Consider the following 21,769-nt stretch of genomic DNA (forward strand, 5'->3'; position numbering starts at 1 on the left):
CTCACTGAAACTTATAGCTTTCTCCATACGAAACGGATTAAATTGCATTAATCTGTAAAAATTTAATATATTGTTGATTTTTCCGGCGTTATTGTCGAATACAGATAAAGCAAAATGAATTTTTGCATTTTAAATAATTCATATTTTCATAAATACAGTTATTAACACATTGTGGAAATAAAGTGTACATTTATAAAATTGAAATATTTCCACAATATGGTGATAACTATGTGGATTCATTTTTTTCTCCCCTTCCCCTTTTTTCTTGTAAAAAATTCATAAGATTATATTGTGTAAAATTAGGTCGTAATCAAGTTATTGTAAAAGTTGTTAATTAAAGAATAATGGATTTATTTGTAGAATTAGAAAATAAAAAATACTTAAAAATATAATTTGTAGGTATTCATATTTTTAAAATTATTTTTTTTAACAGAATCGATATTTAGGATACTGCTATTTTTTAGTGAATTAAGAAAATAGTATAGTGAAATTGAATAAATTTCTGTAATTGAGATAAAATATACAAATGTATGTAAATTTAATTTGTTATTAATTTGAAAGATTGGAGGTCTGCTGCTTTAAGTTGTTTTTAGAAGCAGTTATCATATATGAAAATAGGTATTCCTCAAGGACTACTTTACTGTAAGTACCACCCTTTTGTTGAAACTTTCTTCGAAGAATTGGGAGCGGAAATAGTGACTTCACCCGATACAAATAAATATATTCTGGACAGAGGAGTAAAGTGCTGTGTAGATGAAGCCTGTCTTCCAATAAAAATATTTCACGGCCACGTAGCTGCTATAAAAGACAAATGTGACGTTATTCTTATTCCAAGAATTATGCAGCTGAAGAAAAGAGAATTTATATGCCCTAAATTTTGTGGACTTCCAGAGATGATATTGAATGATATTTCAGATATGCCGCCCGTACTGAGTTATCCCGTGTATGCTTTTTCTAAAAGCAAATTTAAAAATTGGATTTTAAATTCAGGCTTTGCATGTACCAAGAATATTTTTAAAATCAGGAGGGCCTATGAAAAAGCTTCAAGAATACAGTGCAATTTTATAAAACCGCATGACAGCTCAAATTTTCCCATAAAAGTGGCTTTGGTGGGCCATCCCTATAATATAAATGACAGTTTTATCAATATGAACATAGTGAAAAAATTGAATAAACTTGGAATTGGCATATTTACCGAAGAAGATGTGGATGAAAATGCAATAGAAAATGAAGCTTCCGATTTATTTAAAAGGCCATTTTGGACTTTTGCTAAAAATTCCTATGGATTTTCCACTTACCTGGCTAAAAATAAAAAAATAGATGGAATAATCTATGTATCTTCTTTTGCCTGTGGTATAGATTCTGTAGTTATAGAGCTGATTAAAAATAAATTGAATAAATTCCCCTTTTTAGTATTGAAGGTAGATGAGCAAACCGGAGAAGCGGGGTTTAATACCAGAATTGAAGCTTTTCACGATATGCTGGAAAGAAGGTGCTGTAATCGATGAAAATAACTTTTCCGCATCTCGGGAATACCTTTCTTGCTGTAAAAGCATTGTTTGACGGACTTGGAATTGACTATGTAGTTCCACCTCTAAGCAACAGGGAGGCTTTGGAAATAGGCGCTAAATATTCACCCGAGGAGATTTGTCTTCCATTTAAAATAATGATAGGCAATTATATTCAAAGTATAAGAGAAGGTGCGGATACCATTTTGATAGTTGGCAGCTGCGGTCCCTGCAGATTTGGAGAATATTGCGAACTCCAAATGAATCTGCTGAAAAAGCTGGGATACAATTTGAAATTTATAGTATTGGATTATCCTAAAGATATAGGCTTGAAAGAATTTTTCAGGAGAATAAGTTCAATTGCTTCAGGAAGTGACAAGAACAATTTTGAAAAGTTAAGGGTAGCTGGATTTGGACTTAAAATAATAAATTTAATTGATAATGTAGAAAAAAAGGCCAAATTCTTATGCGGCTATGAATTAAAAAGAGGCCAGTGTAAAAGCCTCTTGAATGAGTGCAGGAAAAGAGCTTTTGAAACTGATTCACCGGAAGAAATGATATGCGTATTGAAAAATTATGCCGGAAAATTAGGAAAAGTCCCTGTTTCAAAGAATAAGAAACCTTTAAAAATTGCCATAATAGGTGAAATATATACCATAATAGAACCCTTCTCAAACTTATTCATAGAAGAGAAGCTCATGAACTATGGGGTATCAACAGCCAGGTGTCTTACACCGAGCTGGTGGGTTAAAGATGCAATTTTATCGCCGTTTAAGCTAAATTCCATCAGTATAAGAATGGCTTCCAGGAAGTATCTCCCATTTTATATAGGAGGTCATGCAAGAGAATGTGTAGGAGAAGCTGTTCTGGCAAGTAAAAAAGGGTTTGACGGTGCAATTCAAATTTTTCCTGTGGGATGTATGCCGGAAATAGTATCGAAATCAATACTGCCCAACATAGCGAGGGATAAAAAATTTCCAATACTTACCCTGGTTGTGGATGAAATGACCGGCGAAGCAGGTTATATAACTAGGATAGAAGCTTTCCTAGATTTACTTGAAAGGAGAAAAAACAATGTATTATATGGGAGTTGACGTAGGTTCCGTAAGTACGGATGTTGTAATTGTAGATAAAAATATAAATGTCCTTGAATCATTGTATCTGAGGACAAAAGGAAGGCCTATAAATGCAATTCAAGAAGGACTTAAATCCCTGAAAGGAAAATATGACGATAAGGATATAGCGGCAGTTGGAACTACGGGCAGCGGCAGACAGATTGCAGCCTCAGTTATAGGTGCCGACGTAGTTAAAAATGAAATAACTTCCCATGCAGTTGCTGCATTACACTTGGATCCCGATGTGAAAACCATAATAGAAATAGGTGGCCAGGATTCTAAAATAATACTGCTTCAAAATGGTGTGGTATTGGATTTTGCCATGAACACGGTGTGTGCAGCCGGAACGGGATCCTTTCTTGACAGACAGGCGTCTAGACTGGATATCCCGATAGATGAATTTGGGAATTATGCTTTAAAGTCAACCTGCCCTGCCAGAATAGCCGGAAGATGTGCGGTTTTTGCAGAATCAGATATGATACACAAGCAGCAAATGGGATGCAGTAATTCAGATATAATAAAGGGATTGTGCAATGCGCTGGTTAGAAATTATTTAAACAATGTAGCCAAAGGAAAGGAAATACATCCAAAAATATTTTTTCAGGGAGGAGTTGCCGCCAACATAGGTATGAAGAATGCCTTTGAGGAGGCACTTGGCGAGGAAATATCAGTGCCGCAGAACTTTAAAGTAATGGGAGCTATCGGGGCAGCTATACTGGCAAAAGAAAATATAGAAAAAAATAATACCAGTACTAAATTCAATGGATTTGATTTAACAGATATAGATTTCGTATCCAAGAGTTTTGAATGTACGGGGTGTCCAAATAGATGTGAAGTTGTAAAAATACTGGGCAGTAAAAAGATCATAGGATTTTTCGGTGGAAGATGTGAAAGATGGAATAAAACTATTTCCGCATAAGGAGATAGTTTTTATTTTATTTTAATTTTGACAAAAATTAAAAATGTAATATATAATATTTATATAGGCACTTGTTATTATCTTAGATTACATCTCCATTTTTGTTATCTATAAAAACATTTCATTTCTCCTATGAATATTAAATTATACAAACTTCACTAAAGGATGTGGTTCAATGTCAAAAAAACGATATAAAATATTTAAGATCTTAAGCAAATTTGCATTTATGTTCCTGGGAGCTGTTTTAGCTTCTATAGCTTTGGAATTGTTTTTAATTCCGAACAACGTTATAGATGGAGGTATTACCGGCATATCTATTATATCAAGTTATCTTACAAAATTACCTCTTGGACTATTTATATTCACATTAAATATACCTTTCTTATTAGTTGGATATAAACATATTGGAAAAACTTTTACTATTTTCACTCTGTTTTCTGTGACATCTCTTTCAATTATGGTATCTCTTCTCAAACCCATTTCAGGTGTTACAAATGACACTCTTCTGGCCTCAGTTTTTGGAGGAATAATATTGGGATTTGGAATTGGAATGATAATAAGAAATGGGGGTTCTTCAGATGGTACTGAAATCATAGCAATAATTTTGGACAAGAGAACTGGTTTTTCCATAGGTGAAATAGTAATGTTCTTCAATGTATTCATTTTAAGCAGCGCCGGTCTTGTATTCAGCTGGGATAGAGCCATGTATTCACTTATAACTTATTTTATAGCTTTTAAGATGATTGACATAACTGTCGAGGGACTAGATGAATCAAAATCCGTGCTTATAATTTCAGATGAGTATGAGAATATAACGGAGGCAATTTTAGCGAGACTGGGAAGAGGAGCTACGCTTTTAAATGGCAAAGGAGGCTATACAAGTACTCCTACTAATGTAATATATGTAATAGTATCCCGCTTGGAAATAGCTAAATTGAAATCAATTGTTTATGATCTTGACAGTACAGCACTTATAACAATTGGGAACGTTGAAGTTTCAGGAAAAAGTTATAAGAAAAAATCAATACATTAATGATAAAAGCAGCATCTGTTGCTGCTTTTATTCTTTTAAATCCAGATATTCTTGGTTAAAAAATCAATTTTTTCTTTTCTCTTTTTAGTTTCACTTTCATTTACAATTATTTTATTCTCATATATGTCAAGTACACACCCCTCTTTTGCATCTTTAGGCAAATCCAACCTTTTGATATTTATCATGGTTTTATCTTTTTTTTCACAGACAGCATAAGGCCCTTCAAATCTATCTATTATAGCTCTCATTTAAATCTCCTTTTAAAATATATTTTTCTTGTCAACTAAAATATAGATTTTATTTTTACTTTCTATCAATGAATTTAAGAAGTTCATAGTTTTTATGGTAATTAAAAATTCCAGTACAAATCCCATTAATATCCAAAGTATACAATTTACACTTATATGTGCAGTAAAATAAATTAGATAATTCAAGGTAAAGCTCAGATTTTTCAATATATAGGAATTGGGAGTTATTACAAATATAGAATAAAAAATTCCAAGAGGAATCCACAAACTCAGAATTCCCAGAAAGATCTCTCCCAATTTAATAACTAGAGACTTTTTTGAAAAATTTCCATTAAAAAATTTTTCGTATAAATTCCATTTTATACTCTGAGATACTATCATAAGAACTGAAAAAGCTCCTATCATATACAGCACATAAAATATGAATTCTTTTAATAGATAAAATTGATTAAATGTAAATATTTTTACAATCAGGAAAATAAATATAAACATAAGTATGAGCATGAGATTTTTAAAATCCAGTATGAATTTAAATTTTCCCTTAATTTTCATTCTATCCCATTCTTCACAATAATAATTCATTATTTCTCCCCTCTGAAAATTTCTAAAATACAAATCCTTGTAAAAATATATCTTTAATTTCATTATACAATATTTTCAATGATTTTGACTTATTAAAACGAATAAAAAAATCACTATTCAAAAATTTATTTTGAATAGTGGTCTTTTAAGAGCTGTTATAGGGCCAGTTTCTATACATCCATACCTATTTTCACAGATTTCATATTTATACTCACAAATTGTTTTTTTACATTTTCACTTATAATTTTTCCCCAATTTACATTTGGAAGCTGTAAGGTTTTTAGCAGTACCCCCAGCATGATCATATTTTGAGATTTTATATTTCCCAGTTCCTTGGCTTTTTCTGCCGCCTTTATTACAGTGGTATTTTTTATATTTGATTTTATATTTTCAATAACATTTTCAGGATATTTTTCTTTTTCCGAAAGCACAGTAGCCGAAGGTATTTTATAATCATTCACAATCAATTTTCCCCCCGGACTCAAATATTCAATCCATCTTAAAGCTTCCATTTTCTCAAAAGCAACAATTACATCTGCGCTGCCTTTTCCTATGATAGGCGAGTATACTTTATCTCCATATCTGACCTGTGTTGTAACACTCCCTCCTCTCTGCGCCATTCCATGAACTTCAGACATTTTTACATCATAGCCTGAATTTATCAAACCTGAAACCAATATTTTGGATGCCAGTATAATTCCCTGTCCGCCAACTCCTACAAACAAAATATTTTTTACCTTGTTCATCTATATGTCACCTACCTTTTTTATTGCATCAAAAGGACATATCTGTGCACAGACGGAACACCCAACACAAATGTCTTCATCTATATGTGATATATTTGAGATATCTGAAATTGATATAGCCGGGCAACCTGACTTTATACACATTTTACACTTTTGACACTTGTCTTTGCTTACTCTGTAGACAACTTTTTTTGTATTGAATTCCTTTTTGTCTTCTTCGCTCAACTTTTTTAATACACAGGGCCACCTGCTTATAATTACAGAAGGTTCCTCACTTTTTAATGCCTTATCCAAAGCAATTTCCGTTTCGCTTAAATTAAGTGGATTCACCGTCCATATATTTTTTACACCTATGGCTCTGCACAATTGAGGTATATCTATGGCATAAGTCTTTTCGCCGCTTAAAGTATATCCTGTCCCTGGATTTTCCTGATGTCCTGTCATAGCAGTTATTCTATTATCCAGTATTACAATTATTGAATTTCCCTTATTATAGACTATATCAATTAAACCTGTAATGCCAGAGTGAAAGAAAGTAGAATCTCCTATTACTCCCACTGTCTTTTTATCTATTCCATTGATTTTGAAAGCCTTTTCAGCTCCATGAGAGGTGCTTACCGAGGCACCCATGCAAATACATGTGTCCATTGCATTTAAAGGCTCCGCACATCCTAAAGTATAACAGCCTATATCTCCTGTAATCATTATATCCTTTTTCTTGGATAGTGTATAAAACAAACCCCTGTGAGGACACCCAGCACACAGCGTAGGAGGTCTTGATATTATTTCCTTTTTTAAATTTTCTACAGAACTTGCAGTTTCTTTTCTGCTTTCATATTCAGTTTTTAAAAGGGAAGATGCGACAATATCCGGATTTAATTCACCCACTCTTGGAATCTTATCCTTCCCTATACAATCAATTCCCCTTGCTTTAATCTGCTCTTCTATATAAGGCTCTAACTCTTCAATTACATAAAGCGTTTTCACTCCCTGTGCAAATTTACTTATTTTTTCAAAGGGAAGAGGATTTGTGAAACCAAGTTTTAAATAGGATGCGTTGTTTCCAAAAACTTCTTTTGCATATTCATAACTTATTCCCGAGGTTATAATGCCTATCTGCCTGTCACCCCATTCAATTCTGTTCAAATCGGTATCATTGCTGAATTTTTCTAATTTTTTCAATCTCTTCTCTACTTCTAAATGAAGTTTTCTTGCATGTGCCGGTATAGTTACGAATTTAGATGTATTTTTTATATATGGCTTCATTTTTACATCTTTTCTCGAAGAAAGTTCAACCAGGGATTTGGAATGACATATCCTAGTAGAAACTCTAAATATAACTCCTGTATCAAATTTTTCTGATATATTAAAAGCTTCTCTTAAGAAATCCTTACATTCCTGACTGTCACTTGGTTCTATCATGGCCATTTTGGAAAATTTGCCATAATATCTATTGTCCTGTTCATTTTGTGAAGAATGCATACCCGGATCATCTGCTGAGACCAGGACAAATCCTCCATTAACTCCAGTGTATCCGAAAGTCATAAGAGGATCTGCAGCTACATTTAATCCTACATGTTTCATTGCTGTCATAGATCTTGCCCCTGCAATAGAAGCACCTACAGCTACTTCCGTCGCCACCTTCTCATTTGTCGCCCATTCCGAATATATGCCCTCGTAATTTGAAACGTTTTCCAGTATTTCTGTAGAAGGTGTTCCTGGGTAAGCCGATGCAACAGTTCCGCCTGCTTCATAAAAACCTCTGGCAATGGCTTCGTTACCTGTCATAAGTACTTTCATTTATATACTCCCTCCAAAACAATACTTTAGTATAAACACTATATTTAAGAGCATATAACGTGCCAAAGACTTTACAGACAAAATACCCTGCTTTAGGGAAATTTATTTATAGAAAAGGGTCAAATGGTATAATCAATTATCCATTCAACCCTATCATAGATTTCAGTTACTTTTTAAAAAATTCAGAACTTTTTCACCAAATTTTGTAATCACGCTTCCTCCCCTGCCCTTGTTTATTTTTATCATCAAATTTTTTTCCAATTCTATGAGCATGGCTCTTATTTCCTGTTCACTCAAAAAAATATTCTCCTGACTGGCTATTTTATATAAACTCCGTCTTCCCATTCTCCTCTTATCTTTATATCCTCTATCCAATTTTTCAAGCAAAAATATATATTTTTCTATGTCCTTGTCGATTTCATCCAGAAATTTTTTGAATATAACTTCTTCATCCCTGTCAAATATATTTTTATTGAGCTTTTTCTTGTAAAAAGGAAGATCTTTTAAATCTATTTCTTTAATATCCAAACTTGCAAAATATTCTATATAATTTTTTAATTCCCTGACATTTCCATTCCAGTTGTAGTTGATCAAAGCATTTTTAGCTGACCCTGTTAGAGTAAAATCAACATTCAACTGATTTTTTATTCCATTAAGTAGAGGTATTATATCATCACGTCTATCTCTTAAGGGAGGTAAATTCAACGGCAGTACACTCAGCCTATAATATAGATCTTTTCTAAATTTCCCTTTTCTCAGCATATCCTTCAAATTTCTATTAGTCACCGATATTATTCTGACATCTACTTTAATTAAATTGCTTCCACCTATTCTCATAACTTCTCTTTCCTGAAGTACTCTCAGGAGTTTTGCCTGAAGGTTTAATGGCATTTCACCTATTTCATCCAAAAATAAAGTGCCTCTGTGGGCAAGCTCAAATAATCCCGGTTTTCCGCCTTTTCTGGCGCCTGTAAAGGCCCCTTCTTCATATCCGAACAGTTCACTTTCCAATAAACTTTCAGTAATAGCAGCACAGTTCACAGCTACAAAAGGATAATTTTTTCTCTTGGAGCTATTATGTATTGCCTGTGCAAACAGCTCCTTGCCGGTACCACTTTCACCGGTTATCAGTATTGAGGAGTTTGAAGCTGCCATTCTTTTGGCAATTTTTTTATATTTTTTAATTATTTCACTTTTACCCAATATATCTTCAAATGTATATTTTGCCCTATGTCCTTGTCCAATTATTTGCTCTCTAAATTTATACTGCTTTTTTTCCATGTCATTGAATTTTTTGATTATTACTACCACACCGTAAAGTATACCTGAATTAAACAGCGGGTGTTCAGACAGAATCACATCATACCCATTTATTTTTATAAGCTTTTCAACAGTTGGACGCATATTTTTCAATACACTGCCAAAAGATATACCCGGAATCAAATCCGATATGCTTTTCCCGAGAGCACTGCCTTTGCTTATACCGGTTATCTCTTCTGCACTGTTGTTGTAAGTGTAAACTTTGCCATCAGGATCAACACCTATTATTCCGTCATCCAGGACTTGAAATAATACTTTGAGTTCACTTCCAAAGCGATTTGTCTGGCCCAATACGCAGGACATACCGGAATTTCTGCTGACGATTTCCATATATCCCTTTTTTATGTTTTGATCTTGCAGAATATAAAGTAAATTCAACTTTCCTCCTATGTCAAGTATGGTACTTATATCCAAAAGACTGTTCCCTATGTTTATAACGTTTTCAGCACCTTCTGTACTGCAGGAGGATTCCCCCAACAAAATAAGTGTTTTTCCCCTCAAATTTCTATCGATCCCCGGATACATAGGAGTTATTTTTATATGCATCACACCCAATTCATACAATAAGCATACCATTTCTTTGGACATTTCCATATCTTCATCTAAAAGCCATACATGTGATCCCCTTGGAATGTCCATTATTTTGTTAAATCCCGATTTCGAAATAGTTCTGTTTGCAACCACTATTTTACTTTTTATATTCAAATACGATTTTATTTTACCTAGGATATTGTAAGATTGAATAAGTACCAGATCAGCATTAATTGGTTTCTCTATGTTGCATTTGTATATGTAAAACTTTTCTATAGATATGCTATTTGAAAATAGAGCGATAATCTGTTTGCCATAGGTATCCACTGCATCCTTCCCATAACCTACTATTGCAATTTTTTTACTCATGTTTTTCATCCTCTAATTAATCACTTTTCTATAGTATACCACATTATTTACCGACTCCGATATGTATTTGTAATTTAGAAGGCCATAACTGCCCTTATATATATCGGTAGTTTATAGCCTTCTAATTGTTTAAAGTTTATTATATTGAGGTTCTTGCTGCTGAATATAATTCTGTCTTCCATTTAACACCTGAAGGGCTTCATCTAGATTTTTTGCTATGTTTTGAAAATCATTTTTAGCATTCTGATCCTGAGTTTCCAGTGCAAATGTCTTCATAGTTGCAGCTGCATTTTGAATTCCAGCTATTGCTTGCTGCATCTGGGTACCAACTGTCATATTGTATCACCTCCTTTTAAAGTTTACCCTTTTGGATTGAATATCAAGGCACCGATAAATCCGAAAATTATGGCAGCGGATATACCCGCGCTGGTAACTTCAAAAATTCCAGTTAGCACTCCTATTATTCCAAACTCTTCAGATTCCATAATAGCACCCTTTACAAGTGCATTTCCAAAACTGCTTATAGGTACAGAGGCGCCTGCTCCTGCAAATTTTATAAGCGGTTCATATAGCCCCAAACCTCCAAGTACGGCTCCGGCCACTACAAGTGTAGTTGTAGTATGGGCTGGAGTCAGCTTGAAGACATCCATCATGATTTGTCCTATTACGCATATCAAACCGCCTATTACAAATGCCCAAAAAAATTTTTCAATCATAATAAATGCACCTCTTTTCTATGCTTCTATAGATACCCCATGGGCGACACAGGGTATGCTTTCCTTTTGTTGATAGGACATCGGCGACATAAGTGCTCCTGTAGCTACTATCAACATCTTCTTTATCTTTTTCCGTTTCATCTCTTTTAAAAAATGTCCATAAGTCACTGTAGCAGAGCAGGCACATCCGCTACCGCCTGAAAATACGGGCTGATCCTTTTTGTATATCAAAATACCGCAGTCTGTGAACACTCCCTGGGGAAATTCAAACCCGTCATCTTTTAACATTTTTTTAGCTATATTGTGGCCTATTCTGCCCAAATCTCCAGTAGCTATAACGTCGTAGTAGGATGGATCCCTGTGTAAATCTCTGAAATGTGCCTCTATGGTGTCAACTGCCGCCGGCGCCATAGCCGCCCCCATGTTGAATGGATCTGAAATTCCCATGTCCATAACTTTTCCTATGGTAGCCGAAGTGACTTTGGGTCTGTCATACCCTTTGCCAATTACTGCGGCACCAGCCCCAGTTACTGTCCATTGTGACGTAGGAGGTTTTTGACCTCCGTATTCGGTAGGATATCTGAACTGTTTTTCCGATGCAGCATTGTGACTTGAAGTCCCACAGAGAACATAGTTGGCCCCACCACTGTCTACAATGAAGGATGCCAGCGCCAATCCTTCCATGGAACTGGAGCATGCTCCAAATATACCCAGGTATGGTATCTTGAGACTTCTGGCAGAAAAACTGCTGCTGGTTATCTGATTCATTAGATCTCCGCTCAAAAAAAAATTTATATCATCTTTTTTTACTTTAGAATTTTTTATAGCTAGGTTACAAGCTTCTTCCAGCAATTTTTTTTCAGCCTTCTCAAAACTATCCTGTCCAAGCCAAATATCTTCGTGAAGCAAATCGAACTCTCCGGCAAGTGCACCCTTTGCTTCAAAAGGTCCACCCACGGCAGAACATCCAAGTATAATTGGCTTGGATTGAAATATCCATGATTGATGTCCCTGAATCATCTAAATCCCACCTAACCATTGAATAATTACTCTTACAATAGCCATCACAAATGCAGAAAAAACTCCAAAACTTATTACAGATCCCGCCAATTTAAACATATTTCCACCAACTCCCAAAACAAACCCTTCACTTTTGTGTTCTATGGCACAGGAAGCAATGGAATTTGCAAAACCAGTAACGGGTATTGCGGTACCTGCTCCCGCCCACTGTGCAATATGATCAAATACTCCAAGCCCTGTAAGAAGTACAGATACTATTATCAAAATTGCAGAAGTGGGATTCCCGGCAGTTGCCTCAGTAAAATTAAAATATTTTATAAACATAAATTGAAGTCCCTGCCCTATAGCGCATATCGTACCCCCGACCAGAAATGCCTTTAGACAGTTTGTAAAAACCTTCCTCTTGGTCTCATTTTCCTTGGCAAGACTTTGATATTGCTGTTGTTCAGGTGTTAATTTCTTTTTTTTCTTGTCAGACATTTATATCACCTTCTATCCCAATAAATAGGGTTTTAATTTTTTTAATATGTCTTTTAATATGAGAGAATCTTTTTTATAGATATCCTGTGCTTTTTTATCCTCGGTATCAAGGGCGAAGGACATCAAATCCGACTCCGCCTTTTCCAAATTGGCATACAGCATCTTTCTCAAATTTAACTGAGGCACTTGAATCATATCGTCAAACAGATCCACATAGAGTTCACCACTGGAATTCACCTGACCTATAAATACATTGTCCAGAGAAACTCCGAGCAGTTCCAGCTGCTCATTTAGCCATCCCTGGTTCAGGCCCAAATTGCTTAAAGATTCATTTATGATATTTCCATCCAATATTACGGTTTGAGGTGCACTCTCGGGATAGGTTTGTATTCCCAGATCCTTTGGAGTAACGGGTTTTTTATCGGATTTCAATATTACATTTATGTCTCCGGTGGATTCCATTATTGCAAATTCTACATCTCCCAGATCAAATATGTTTTTTGAACGGAGTTCGCGGAGAAGATCTTCTCCGCTGTACCTTATTTTACTTAAATTTTCTTCCATGACCTTCCCTTTTTTAACAACTATTATCTCTTTCCCGTTTATTAAATCATACATATATTTACTTTTCATAGATATATAATCCAAAGCCATTGGAAACAGTATCCATACGGCCAGTGCAATAACGCCGAAAACCCAGTTGGATATCACATTTACAGAAATCAATGCAATTAAAACAGCTATGACAATGTAATTTATAAGATTAAAAGGAGTCATTTTTGTCCAGCGCTTTTTGCCCAGTGCCCTTACAAAAAATATGGACAGGAAAAATAATGCTGTGGACTTTAATAAAATTGCAATCCAAATTTTCATATTATACTATTCCTCCAAATCAATTGCCTTTGTACTGGGGCTCTTCTTGTTTTAAAAATTTAATTCTCCTGTTTAAATCCTGAACTACATTTTCCACAGCTTCAAAAGCTTCCCCGTATACATCTCTGGCCTTTTTGTCCTGTTCCTGAAGAGAATACAACCTCAGCGTACTTCCTGCACCTTTTAAAGTAACCAATGTCTGTTTTACCTTGGATCCTACAGTCACTTTTCAATTCCCCCTTTTAATTCTAAATATAAATCAAATCTCTTGACTTAGTTTTACCTATTTGCATTAAATTATTACAATTGATTCTATGAATTTCGACAATAAAATAACTCCAACCTATTTTTCAATAAATTGGAGTTGAGTGGACTACAGATTACATGTTGTCTATGGCTTCATATATTATATTCAATCCCTTTTCCAGTTCCTTTTTGGTAATTATAAGAGGTGGAAGAATTCTTACTACATTATCTGTACCGGCAGTTAATACAAGTAGTCCCTTTTTTAAAACCTCTTTCTGAATTTCAGAAGCTTTCCCGTTTATTTCTACACCTACCATCAATCCTATTCCACGTACTTCTCTTATATTTTTAGAAGGTTTATTCTTAAAAAAATTTTTAATGAATATTCCCTTTTTAGATACTTTTTCTAGAAAATTTTCATCTGTAATCTGATTTAGTATCTCTACTGCACCTGCAGCGCAAACTGGATTACCGCCGAAAGTTGAACCATGATCCCCATATTTGAAAGCATTTTTAAGCTTTTCATTACACAGGGTGGCACCCATTGGAAGACCTCCTCCAAGTGCCTTGGCTACAGATATAATATCAGGCTGGACACCGTAATTATTGAAACCATACAGCTTTCCAGTCCTTCCTAAACCACACTGAACTTCATCACATATGACTAAAATATCATTTTTTTCAGCTATTTCAAATACTTTGTTCACAAATTCCCTACTCAGTGGGTTTACCCCGCCTTCGCCCTGAACTGCCTCTATCATGATGGCGCATACATTTGAATCCACGGCTTTTTCAAGTGCTGTCGGATTAATATCGACATGTTTGAATCCTTCCGGAAACGGATAAAAATATTTATGGAGTTCTTCCTCTCCTGTAGCTTCCAGTGAAGCCATTGTCCTTCCATGAAAGCTTCTATTCAATGTAATTATTGTATTTCTACCTTTTCCATATTTCTCAAAGCTGTATTTTCTAGCAAGTTTTATCGCACATTCATTTGCCTCTGTCCCTGAATTGCAAAAAAACACCTTGCTCATATTTGAAACTTTTGTAAGTTTTTTGGCCAATTCCAAAATGGGAACATTTAAAACTATATTTGATGTATGAACTAACTTATCCAGCTGATCTTTTACAGCTTTTGTCCATTTTTTATTTCCATGCCCCAATGCCATTACTCCTATACCCGAAGTAAAATCCAAATATTCCTTATCTGAAATGTCGTATAATTTACATCCTTTAGCATGTGTAAATACCACAGGAAGGTATTTATAAGTATCCATCATATATTTTTCAGCATAGTGTAAATAATTCATAAAAATTCCCATTTACCAGAAACTTGTACAATTCTGCTAAATGGTCTTACCCCCTTTTTTATTGTAAATTCTTAATGCAATCCTGCTATATTATTCTAATAGATCATCGTACCTATCCCTTTTTTTGAAAATAATTCTAGAAGAAGACAGTGTGGCACTCTTCCATCAATGATATGGGCACTTTTGACTCCGGATTTTATTGCTTCAGCACAAGAATTGATTTTAGGTATCATCCCGCCTTTTATTATATTGTCCCTATACATTTTAGGAATATCCTCAAGCTTTATTTCTGAAATAAGAGTGGAGGAATCCTGTGTATCCGTCATAATTCCGGGTACATCTGTAAGAAGTATTAAATTTTGTGCCTTTAAAGATACCGCAATTCTAAAAGTACAGGTATCTGCATTTATATTGTACAGTTCACCCTTAATTCCTCTTGCTACACTGCTTATTACAGGAATATAGCCATCATCTATGGAATCATTTATGACTTCAGGGTTTACACGCACTATTTCGCCTACATTTCCTAAATCCACTTTAAATGAGGCTTTCCTGGCTTCGATCATATTGCCATCTATACCGCACAGCCCTATGGATTTTCCACCATAATCCTCTATTAGATTTACCAAATCCTTGTTGACTTTTCCGCAAAGCACCATCTGAACCACATCCATGGTTTCATCGTCCGTGTACCTCAACCCGTCTACAAAAATACTTTTTTTATTTAATTTTTTTAAATGGGAAGAAATAAAAGGACCCCCGCCGTGTACGAGAACTATGTTTATTCCAATACATTTCATAAGTACCAGGTCATTTATGACATATCTTTTAAGTCTTTCATCTTTCATTACACTGCCGCCATATTTTATGACTATGGTTTTACCTCTGTATTTTTGAATATAAGGCAGAGACTCTGCCAGGACTACTGCTACGTCATCATAATTCATTGCCTGCATAGGCCTCCTTTTAGATAAAAGTTCCTATGACATATAGTCTCCATTGATCTTTATATAATCATAAGTCAAATCACACCCCCAGCATCGGACATTATGACTGCCGGAATTGAAATCCAGACTTATGTATACTTCGTCTTCCGACAGTATATCTTTTGCTTCACCAGCCGAGAATTTTACAGGTTCTCCGTTTTTAAATACCATTATATTGCCTTTTGAGCTTCCGATGCAAACCTGAAGTTTGTTTATGTCAAAGTCGCCCCCCGAGTATCCAACAGCATCGAGTATTCTTCCCCAATTTGCACTGCATCCAAAGAAAGCGGTCTTAACCAAATTGGAACATATTATTGATTTTGCAAAAATTTCGCCGTCTCTTTCACTGGGTACATTTAAAGCTCTGCATTCTATGAGTTTTGTAGCACCCTCCCCGTCTTTTGCAATCATCTTTGCAATTTTTACATTCAATTTTTCAAGTACCTCTAAAAATATCCTGTAGTCCTCATTTTCTTTTTCTATCATCTCATTGCCGGAAAGTCCGTTTGCCATGATAAGTACTGTATCATTCGTAGAAGTATCCCCATCTACGGAAATTCTGTTGTAACTTATTCTCACACTTTCCCTCAGGGCTTTTTCCAAAAGATCACTGCTTATATTTACATCTGTAGTAATAAAAGAAAGCATTGTTCCCATATTGGGGTGTATCATTCCGGAACCCTTTGCCATTACACCTATTACGGCCGGTTTTCCCTGAATCTCAAATTTTACAGATAGGGTCTTTGGAAAGGTATCCGTGGTCATTATAGCTTCCGACGCATCTTTATACCCTTCTTTGTCTAATTTTTTTACTAAATGCGGAACAGAATTTTCTATAGAGTCGATATCCAGTTTTACTCCTATAATACCTGTAGATGCCACAAGTACATCGTCCTTTTCAATACCTGATTCTTTTGCTACAAGGCTGCACATTTTTTCTGCATCTTCAATACCTTTTTTACCTGTACATGTATTGGCATTACCGCTGTTTGCAATTATGGCCCGGGCAGTTTTGCTTTTTAAATGATTTTGTGTGACGAGAATAGGAGCGGCCTTTATTTTGTTCTTAGTGAAAACTCCTGCAGAATTACAGGGACTGGCGGACATTACAAGAGCTAGATCTTTTAGATTTTTTCCTTTGATTCCACAGCTGATTCCCGAAGACATAAATCCTTTCGGGGAAGTTATGCCTTCTTTTATAAATTTCAAATTCATTTCAACAACCTCCTGTAGTTTAATTAAAAGACAGCTGGCAGCGTAGTGAGGCCCTCTTTTTCTGAAAAACCCAGGGCAATGTTCATATTTTGAATTCCCTGACCTGCAGAACCTTTCATCATATTATCCAGACAAGAGATAACTATCAGTTTATTGTTGTCATCATCATAATGAAGGGAGATATGACAATAATTTGAAAGTCTGACACCACTTATTTTTGACACTTCCCCCAGCGGCAGCATTTTTATAAAATTTTCATTTTTATAGAACTGAGAGTATTTTTCATGTACCTCTTCTAAACTCAATGCCTTTTTGGGAGTTGCATAAATTGTAGATAAAATACCTCTATTTATCGGAAGCAAATGGGGGACAAATGTAAGTTTGACATTCTTTTTGAATGAATTGCTCAAAGTTTCCTCTATTTCAGGAGTGTGTCTGTGATTTGCCACTTTGTAAGCAGTGAAATTCTCGTTACAATTTACAAAATGACTGCTTTCCGTAAGTTCTTTACCTGATCCGGTTATCCCGGATTTACAGTCTGCAATTATACCATCTTCTTCTATCAGGTTTTCAGAGAGAAGAGGCAAAAGTGCCAATTCAACTGAAGTGGCATAGCATCCAGGATTGCCTATGATCTGAGTTCTCCTTATCTCGTCCCTGTTTAATTCCGGAAGACCGTACACGGATTTTTCATGTAAGCTTTTATTTAGGAAAGTCTTTCCATACCATTTCTTGTATAAATTTTCATTTTTAAACCTGAAATCTGCCCCCATGTCAATACATATTTTATTTTCATAAACTGCTTTTTCGACAATGGCCTGACTTAATCCGCTGGGCAGTGCCAAGAATATCAAATCACTTTTTTCTATAATATCCTGCTGGTTTTCACATTCAAGATCATCGGTTTGATAAAAGCCCGAATATATGCTGGATATGGGTTTACCTCTATATTTTACGGAAGATATCCCGGATATATTCACTTTATTGTGGTTTGATAAAAGTCTTATAAGCTCGGCCCCAACGTACCCTGTTCCTCCAATAATTCCTACTTGTATCAAATTTTTTCTCCTTTTCTAATATAGTATTATTTTAATATGTAATTATTATATGACTTTATGAATAAATATGCAATATTTTTTATAAAAATAAATACCTTTTTTATAATTTTATTGTCATCTAAACTGTGCAATTTTCGTATATATAAATAAAAACTTTCGTAAATTTCTTACGAAAGTTTTTATTCCACAATTATTCAACTATTCACAGACTTTATCCGGATTCAATATATTTTTCGGATCAAAGGCAAGTTTTATATTTTTCATGAGTTTCATATACTCGTCACCGTACTGGCGGAATATATATTTCTTTTTGGCATATCCTATGCCGTGTTCTCCTGAAACAGCTCCTTCCAGGTCTTCCGACTTTTTATACATGCAGTCGAATATATCGCTCAATTTCTTATTCCACTCTTCATCTGAAAGTTTATCTTTCAAAATATAAACGTGTATATTTCCATCTCCTGCATGACCAAAGCTCCTTATTCGTATATTGAACTGTTTCTGAAGATCATTTGTATATTTTACAAATTCAGCTACCCTGTTTCTTGGAACAACTACATCGCATTCATCCATATCCGTAGTAGTGGCTTTGACAGCTTCGAGGAATGCTCCCCTTGCAGACCAAACTGACTCTTTTCTCTCATCAGTGTCTGAAATATATACGTCAAGAGCTCCTTCCTTAAGGCATATATCAGCTACTTTCTCATAATCAGCCTCTATCTGTTCTTTGCTGTTTCCGTCAAAAGTCAGGAGCAGATATGCATCTGAAGAATTGTCCGGAAATTTCTTTCCCAGGAACTCTTCTGCCGCAAGTATAACTTCTCTCTGCATAAATTCTATGGCAGTAGGAACGGATTTTGATTTTATTATCTTGGGCACAGTACTTATAGCCTTGTCAAGATTCGGGAAAGGTATAAGCAAGCTTATGGATTTTTTAGGAAGAGGGAGAAGTTTTAATATGATCTTTGTAATTATTCCCAGTGTTCCTTCTGAGCCGCATATCAAATCCTTTAAGCTGTAACCGGAACTGTTTTTAACTATCTTTCCTCCAAATTCAAGTATGGCTCCATTTGGAAGTACCACTTCAAGACCTCTCACATAATCCCTTGTAACACCATATTTTACAGCTCTCATTCCACCTGCATTTGTACTTACATTTCCACCAATCGTAGCTGATTTTTCACCTGGATCTGGAGGATAAAACAAATCATGGCTTTCCACAAATTTTGCTATATCCATGAGAAGCACTCCAGGTTCAAGTGTTAAAGTGAGATTTTCCTCGTCCAATTCAAGTATATTGTTCATCTTAGTCAGATTTATCATTATACCGCCCTCTATGGGAACTGAAGATCCAACCAGGCCGGTTCCTGAACCTCTCGCAACCACTGGTATATTGTTTTTATAAGCATAGGCCATTATTTTTGAAACTTCCTGTGCGTTTGAAACTTCTACCATTGCATCAGGATATTTGCTTACTCCCCCCAGTTCATCATGGCTGTAATCGTCATTTATATTTTCACCGGTGAAGACCCTCTCTTCACCAAGTAAGTCCACAAGAAATTTTACATCGTTATCATCTAATTTTTTATATTTTTTGACACACATTTCCATGTTTTTTCCTCCAAACTAAACTTAAGATTTGAAATTCATCTATCATTTATTTATGCCGATTGAAGCAGTCCCTTTTTTGCTTTGATATTCTCTATGAGTTTCGGTAAGATCTCATACACATCTCCTATGATTCCATAGTGAGCCACATTGAATATAGGTGCTTTAGGATCCTTATTTATTGAAACAATCACATCAGAGTTGTTCATGCCTGCTACAAATTGTACTGAGCCCGATACGCCACAGGTTATTATGAGCTTGGGTTTAACTGTTCTTCCACTTAATCCTATCTGTTTCTTGGAATCCAGCCATCCTGCTTCTATAAGAGGTCTTGTACAAGCTACTTGGCCTCCCAGAAGATCTGCCAGTTCATATGCCATTTTTAAATCATTTTCATTTTTAAATGCCCTGCCTACTGCAACTATGACATCTGCTTCGGATATTTCCTCCTCCACTTTCTTCTTAGTTACTTTTAGAACTTTTATATTTGATTTAAGTTTACTCTTATCCATCTTCTGTACAGTTATCTTTCCTGAAGTGCTCTCAGATCTTTCAGGTGCATTCATTACCTTGTATCTAACTGTAGCCATCTGGGGTCTGTGATTTGGATTCAATATCTTGGCCATTATATTACCGCCAAAGGCAGGTCTTATTTGGACAAGATCCGTATTCTTCTTCATATCAAGTACTGTACAGTCAGCAGTAAGTCCTGTCTTGAATCTAGCTGCAACTCTCGGTGCCAATGATCTTCCCACAGTAGTGGCCCCTACAAGAAGAGTTGAAGGCTTAACCTTGTTTATAAAATCTTCCATAGCTGCAGTATACGGTTCTATTATAAAATCTTCGAGTTCTTCATAATCATATACAAAAACTTCATCCACGCCGTAGTGAAGTATTTCCTGAGCCTTGTCCTTTATATTATGCCCTATGAATACAGCATATACTGGATAATCATCACTTACCTTGGCTGCAAGCTCTTTGGCCTTGCCTATGAGTTCATAAGTTACAGGGTGTATATTCCCCTTTACATGATCCACATAGACAGCTATGCCCTTCCACAAGCTCTTGTCTATTTTTTCAACTTTGTCTTCTACGAATTCTACTACTCCTTTAGGTCCCTTTCTTACACACATCTTGCACATTTTACAAGCTGCATTTATTTCCAATCCACCGTCCTTGCTTTCCATTGCTCCAAAAGGACATATGTCTACCAATTCCTTTATGATTGAAGGAGTAAGTTTTTCTTTGTTTATTACCAATTTACCCATTTTCCATTCCTCCTAATAATCTATATAAATTTTAATTCCTTAAGTTTATTAGCTAATCTATCTGATAATTCTTCATTTGTTCCCTTCCAGATTTCCTTATCCTTGTTTACTTCAGGAGGGAATATTTTCTCCACCTGTGTTGGGGAACCATTCAACCCATATCTGTTCTCATCCTTATCTTCAAAATCTTTAAGGCCTAAGATCTTGACCTCTCTATCTTTTGTCGCAAGCTTTTTCTTGTAGGATGGAAGTCTCGGCTGAAAGATATCTTTTTCTACTGTTAAAAGGCATGGAAATTTTATCTCCGATATTTCCACTGTATTGGGCATATCCATCTTGACTATCATTGAACTGTCCTTTACCCCTTCAATGCTCAGCACGTTAGCTATATGGGGTATTCCCAGATTTTCTGCCATCTCAGGTCCTACCTGGGCAGTGTCACCGTCGGTAGTTTGTTTGCCGCATAAAATGAGATCTATATGACCCATCTTTCTTATTCCCTGGGATATAGTATAAGAAGTTGCAAGTACGTCAGCTCCTGCAAATTTTCTGTCTGATACGAGTACCCCTTCATCCGCACCCATCATATAGGCTTCTTTTATTACATCTGCAGCCTGAGGCGGTCCCATGCTTATCACTTTTACTTTTCCACCATACTTTTCTCTAAGCCTCAGACCAGTTTCAAGTGCAAATAGATCATAGGGATTCATCTTTGAATCAATACCCTCTCTTTTCAATACTCCAGTTACGGGATCTACTTCAACTTTTGAAGTTCCGGGTACCTGTTTTATACATACTAATATATCCATTTATAAATT

The 21,769-nt window shown here is 35.4% G+C and carries 22 protein-coding genes; 4 read left to right on the top strand and 18 right to left on the bottom strand.

The window, feature by feature from the left end:
* Window positions 1–608: 608 nt before the first annotated feature.
* The 4 genes from AB8S09_RS04005 to AB8S09_RS04020 all read left to right on the top strand — a co-directional run bounded on the left by AB8S09_RS04005 (window position 609) and on the right by AB8S09_RS04020 (window position 4,575).
* Entirely contained in the window at window positions 609–1,508 is a 900-nt protein-coding gene (locus tag AB8S09_RS04005) for an acyl-CoA dehydratase activase-related protein (RefSeq protein ID WP_294182030.1), read from the top strand.
* Entirely contained in the window at window positions 1,505–2,602 is a 1,098-nt protein-coding gene (locus AB8S09_RS04010) for an acyl-CoA dehydratase activase-related protein (RefSeq protein WP_294182029.1), read from the top strand. Before AB8S09_RS04005 ends, AB8S09_RS04010 begins: the two co-directional genes overlap by 4 nt.
* Window positions 2,583–3,542, top strand: coding sequence for an acyl-CoA dehydratase activase (locus AB8S09_RS04015; protein WP_294182028.1), 960 nt, complete (start codon window positions 2,583–2,585; stop codon window positions 3,540–3,542). Before AB8S09_RS04010 ends, AB8S09_RS04015 begins: the two co-directional genes overlap by 20 nt.
* Before the next feature lie 175 nt (window positions 3,543–3,717).
* Complete coding sequence (locus tag AB8S09_RS04020; protein ID WP_294182593.1) at window positions 3,718–4,575, top strand: YitT family protein; 858 nt, start codon at window positions 3,718–3,720, stop codon at window positions 4,573–4,575.
* Between the two features lie 35 nt (window positions 4,576–4,610).
* Here AB8S09_RS04020 and AB8S09_RS04025 read toward each other — a convergent pair whose 3' ends face one another.
* From AB8S09_RS04025 to AB8S09_RS04110, 18 genes are all read right to left on the bottom strand, one after another.
* Complete coding sequence (locus tag AB8S09_RS04025) at window positions 4,611–4,823, bottom strand: DUF3006 domain-containing protein (protein ID WP_294182591.1); 213 nt, start codon at window positions 4,821–4,823, stop codon at window positions 4,611–4,613.
* A 12-nt stretch (window positions 4,824–4,835) separates the two neighbouring features.
* On the bottom strand, window positions 4,836–5,405 hold the full coding sequence (locus AB8S09_RS04030; RefSeq protein WP_294182589.1) for a hypothetical protein: 570 nt from the start codon (window positions 5,403–5,405) through the stop codon (window positions 4,836–4,838).
* Window positions 5,406–5,575: 170 nt separating this feature from the next.
* Window positions 5,576–6,151, bottom strand: a complete 576-nt coding sequence (locus AB8S09_RS04035; protein WP_294182587.1) for an indolepyruvate oxidoreductase subunit beta — start codon at window positions 6,149–6,151, stop codon at window positions 5,576–5,578.
* Window positions 6,152–7,951: an indolepyruvate ferredoxin oxidoreductase subunit alpha gene (iorA, locus tag AB8S09_RS04040; protein ID WP_294182586.1), complete on the bottom strand. Its 1,800-nt coding sequence runs from the start codon at window positions 7,949–7,951 to the stop codon at window positions 6,152–6,154.
* 162 nt (window positions 7,952–8,113) lie between these two features.
* A complete protein-coding gene (locus AB8S09_RS04045) occupies window positions 8,114–10,171 on the bottom strand; it encodes a sigma-54 interaction domain-containing protein (RefSeq protein WP_294182585.1) in 2,058 nt (685 codons plus the stop codon).
* A gap of 129 nt (window positions 10,172–10,300) precedes the next feature.
* Window positions 10,301–10,507: a DUF1657 domain-containing protein gene (locus AB8S09_RS04050; RefSeq protein WP_294182584.1), complete on the bottom strand. Its 207-nt coding sequence runs from the start codon at window positions 10,505–10,507 to the stop codon at window positions 10,301–10,303.
* A gap of 23 nt (window positions 10,508–10,530) precedes the next feature.
* Window positions 10,531–10,884 carry a stage V sporulation protein AE gene (spoVAE, locus tag AB8S09_RS04055; RefSeq protein WP_294182607.1) on the bottom strand — a complete coding sequence of 118 codons (354 nt, stop codon included), beginning with the start codon at window positions 10,882–10,884 and terminating at the stop codon, window positions 10,531–10,533.
* Between the two features lie 21 nt (window positions 10,885–10,905).
* Complete coding sequence (spoVAD, locus tag AB8S09_RS04060) at window positions 10,906–11,907, bottom strand: stage V sporulation protein AD (RefSeq protein ID WP_294182583.1); 1,002 nt, start codon at window positions 11,905–11,907, stop codon at window positions 10,906–10,908.
* Window positions 11,908–12,387, bottom strand: coding sequence for a stage V sporulation protein AC (gene spoVAC / locus AB8S09_RS04065; protein WP_294182582.1), 480 nt, complete (start codon window positions 12,385–12,387; stop codon window positions 11,908–11,910).
* A 12-nt stretch (window positions 12,388–12,399) separates the two neighbouring features.
* A complete protein-coding gene (locus tag AB8S09_RS04070; protein ID WP_294182580.1) occupies window positions 12,400–13,260 on the bottom strand; it encodes a DUF421 domain-containing protein in 861 nt (286 codons plus the stop codon).
* Between the two features lie 19 nt (window positions 13,261–13,279).
* Window positions 13,280–13,486 carry a DUF1657 domain-containing protein gene (locus AB8S09_RS04075; RefSeq protein WP_294182578.1) on the bottom strand — a complete coding sequence of 69 codons (207 nt, stop codon included), beginning with the start codon at window positions 13,484–13,486 and terminating at the stop codon, window positions 13,280–13,282.
* Window positions 13,487–13,640: 154 nt separating this feature from the next.
* Window positions 13,641–14,816 (bottom strand): aspartate aminotransferase family protein, encoded by a 1,176-nt coding sequence (locus AB8S09_RS04080; protein ID WP_294182576.1) that lies wholly within the window; start codon window positions 14,814–14,816, stop codon window positions 13,641–13,643.
* Window positions 14,817–14,911: 95 nt separating this feature from the next.
* Window positions 14,912–15,763 carry an acetylglutamate kinase gene (gene argB, locus AB8S09_RS04085; RefSeq protein WP_294182574.1) on the bottom strand — a complete coding sequence of 284 codons (852 nt, stop codon included), beginning with the start codon at window positions 15,761–15,763 and terminating at the stop codon, window positions 14,912–14,914.
* A 33-nt stretch (window positions 15,764–15,796) separates the two neighbouring features.
* The gene (gene argJ / locus AB8S09_RS04090) at window positions 15,797–17,017 is read right to left on the bottom strand and encodes a bifunctional glutamate N-acetyltransferase/amino-acid acetyltransferase ArgJ (protein WP_369868521.1); all 1,221 of its coding nucleotides are present in this window, start codon (window positions 17,015–17,017) and stop codon (window positions 15,797–15,799) included.
* A gap of 23 nt (window positions 17,018–17,040) precedes the next feature.
* A complete protein-coding gene (gene argC, locus AB8S09_RS04095; protein ID WP_294182570.1) occupies window positions 17,041–18,075 on the bottom strand; it encodes an N-acetyl-gamma-glutamyl-phosphate reductase in 1,035 nt (344 codons plus the stop codon).
* A 198-nt stretch (window positions 18,076–18,273) separates the two neighbouring features.
* Window positions 18,274–19,686 (bottom strand): FAD-binding oxidoreductase, encoded by a 1,413-nt coding sequence (locus AB8S09_RS04100; protein WP_294182568.1) that lies wholly within the window; start codon window positions 19,684–19,686, stop codon window positions 18,274–18,276.
* A gap of 50 nt (window positions 19,687–19,736) precedes the next feature.
* On the bottom strand, window positions 19,737–20,951 hold the full coding sequence (locus tag AB8S09_RS04105) for an electron transfer flavoprotein subunit alpha (RefSeq protein ID WP_294182566.1): 1,215 nt from the start codon (window positions 20,949–20,951) through the stop codon (window positions 19,737–19,739).
* A 20-nt stretch (window positions 20,952–20,971) separates the two neighbouring features.
* Window positions 20,972–21,760, bottom strand: a complete 789-nt coding sequence (locus AB8S09_RS04110) for an electron transfer flavoprotein subunit beta/FixA family protein (RefSeq protein ID WP_294182563.1) — start codon at window positions 21,758–21,760, stop codon at window positions 20,972–20,974.
* Between the last annotated feature and the right edge of the window lie 9 nt (window positions 21,761–21,769).

This window comes from Clostridium lapidicellarium, assembly GCF_041224415.1.
GTDB lineage: Bacteria > Bacillota > Clostridia > Clostridiales > Clostridiaceae > Clostridium_B > Clostridium_B lapidicellarium.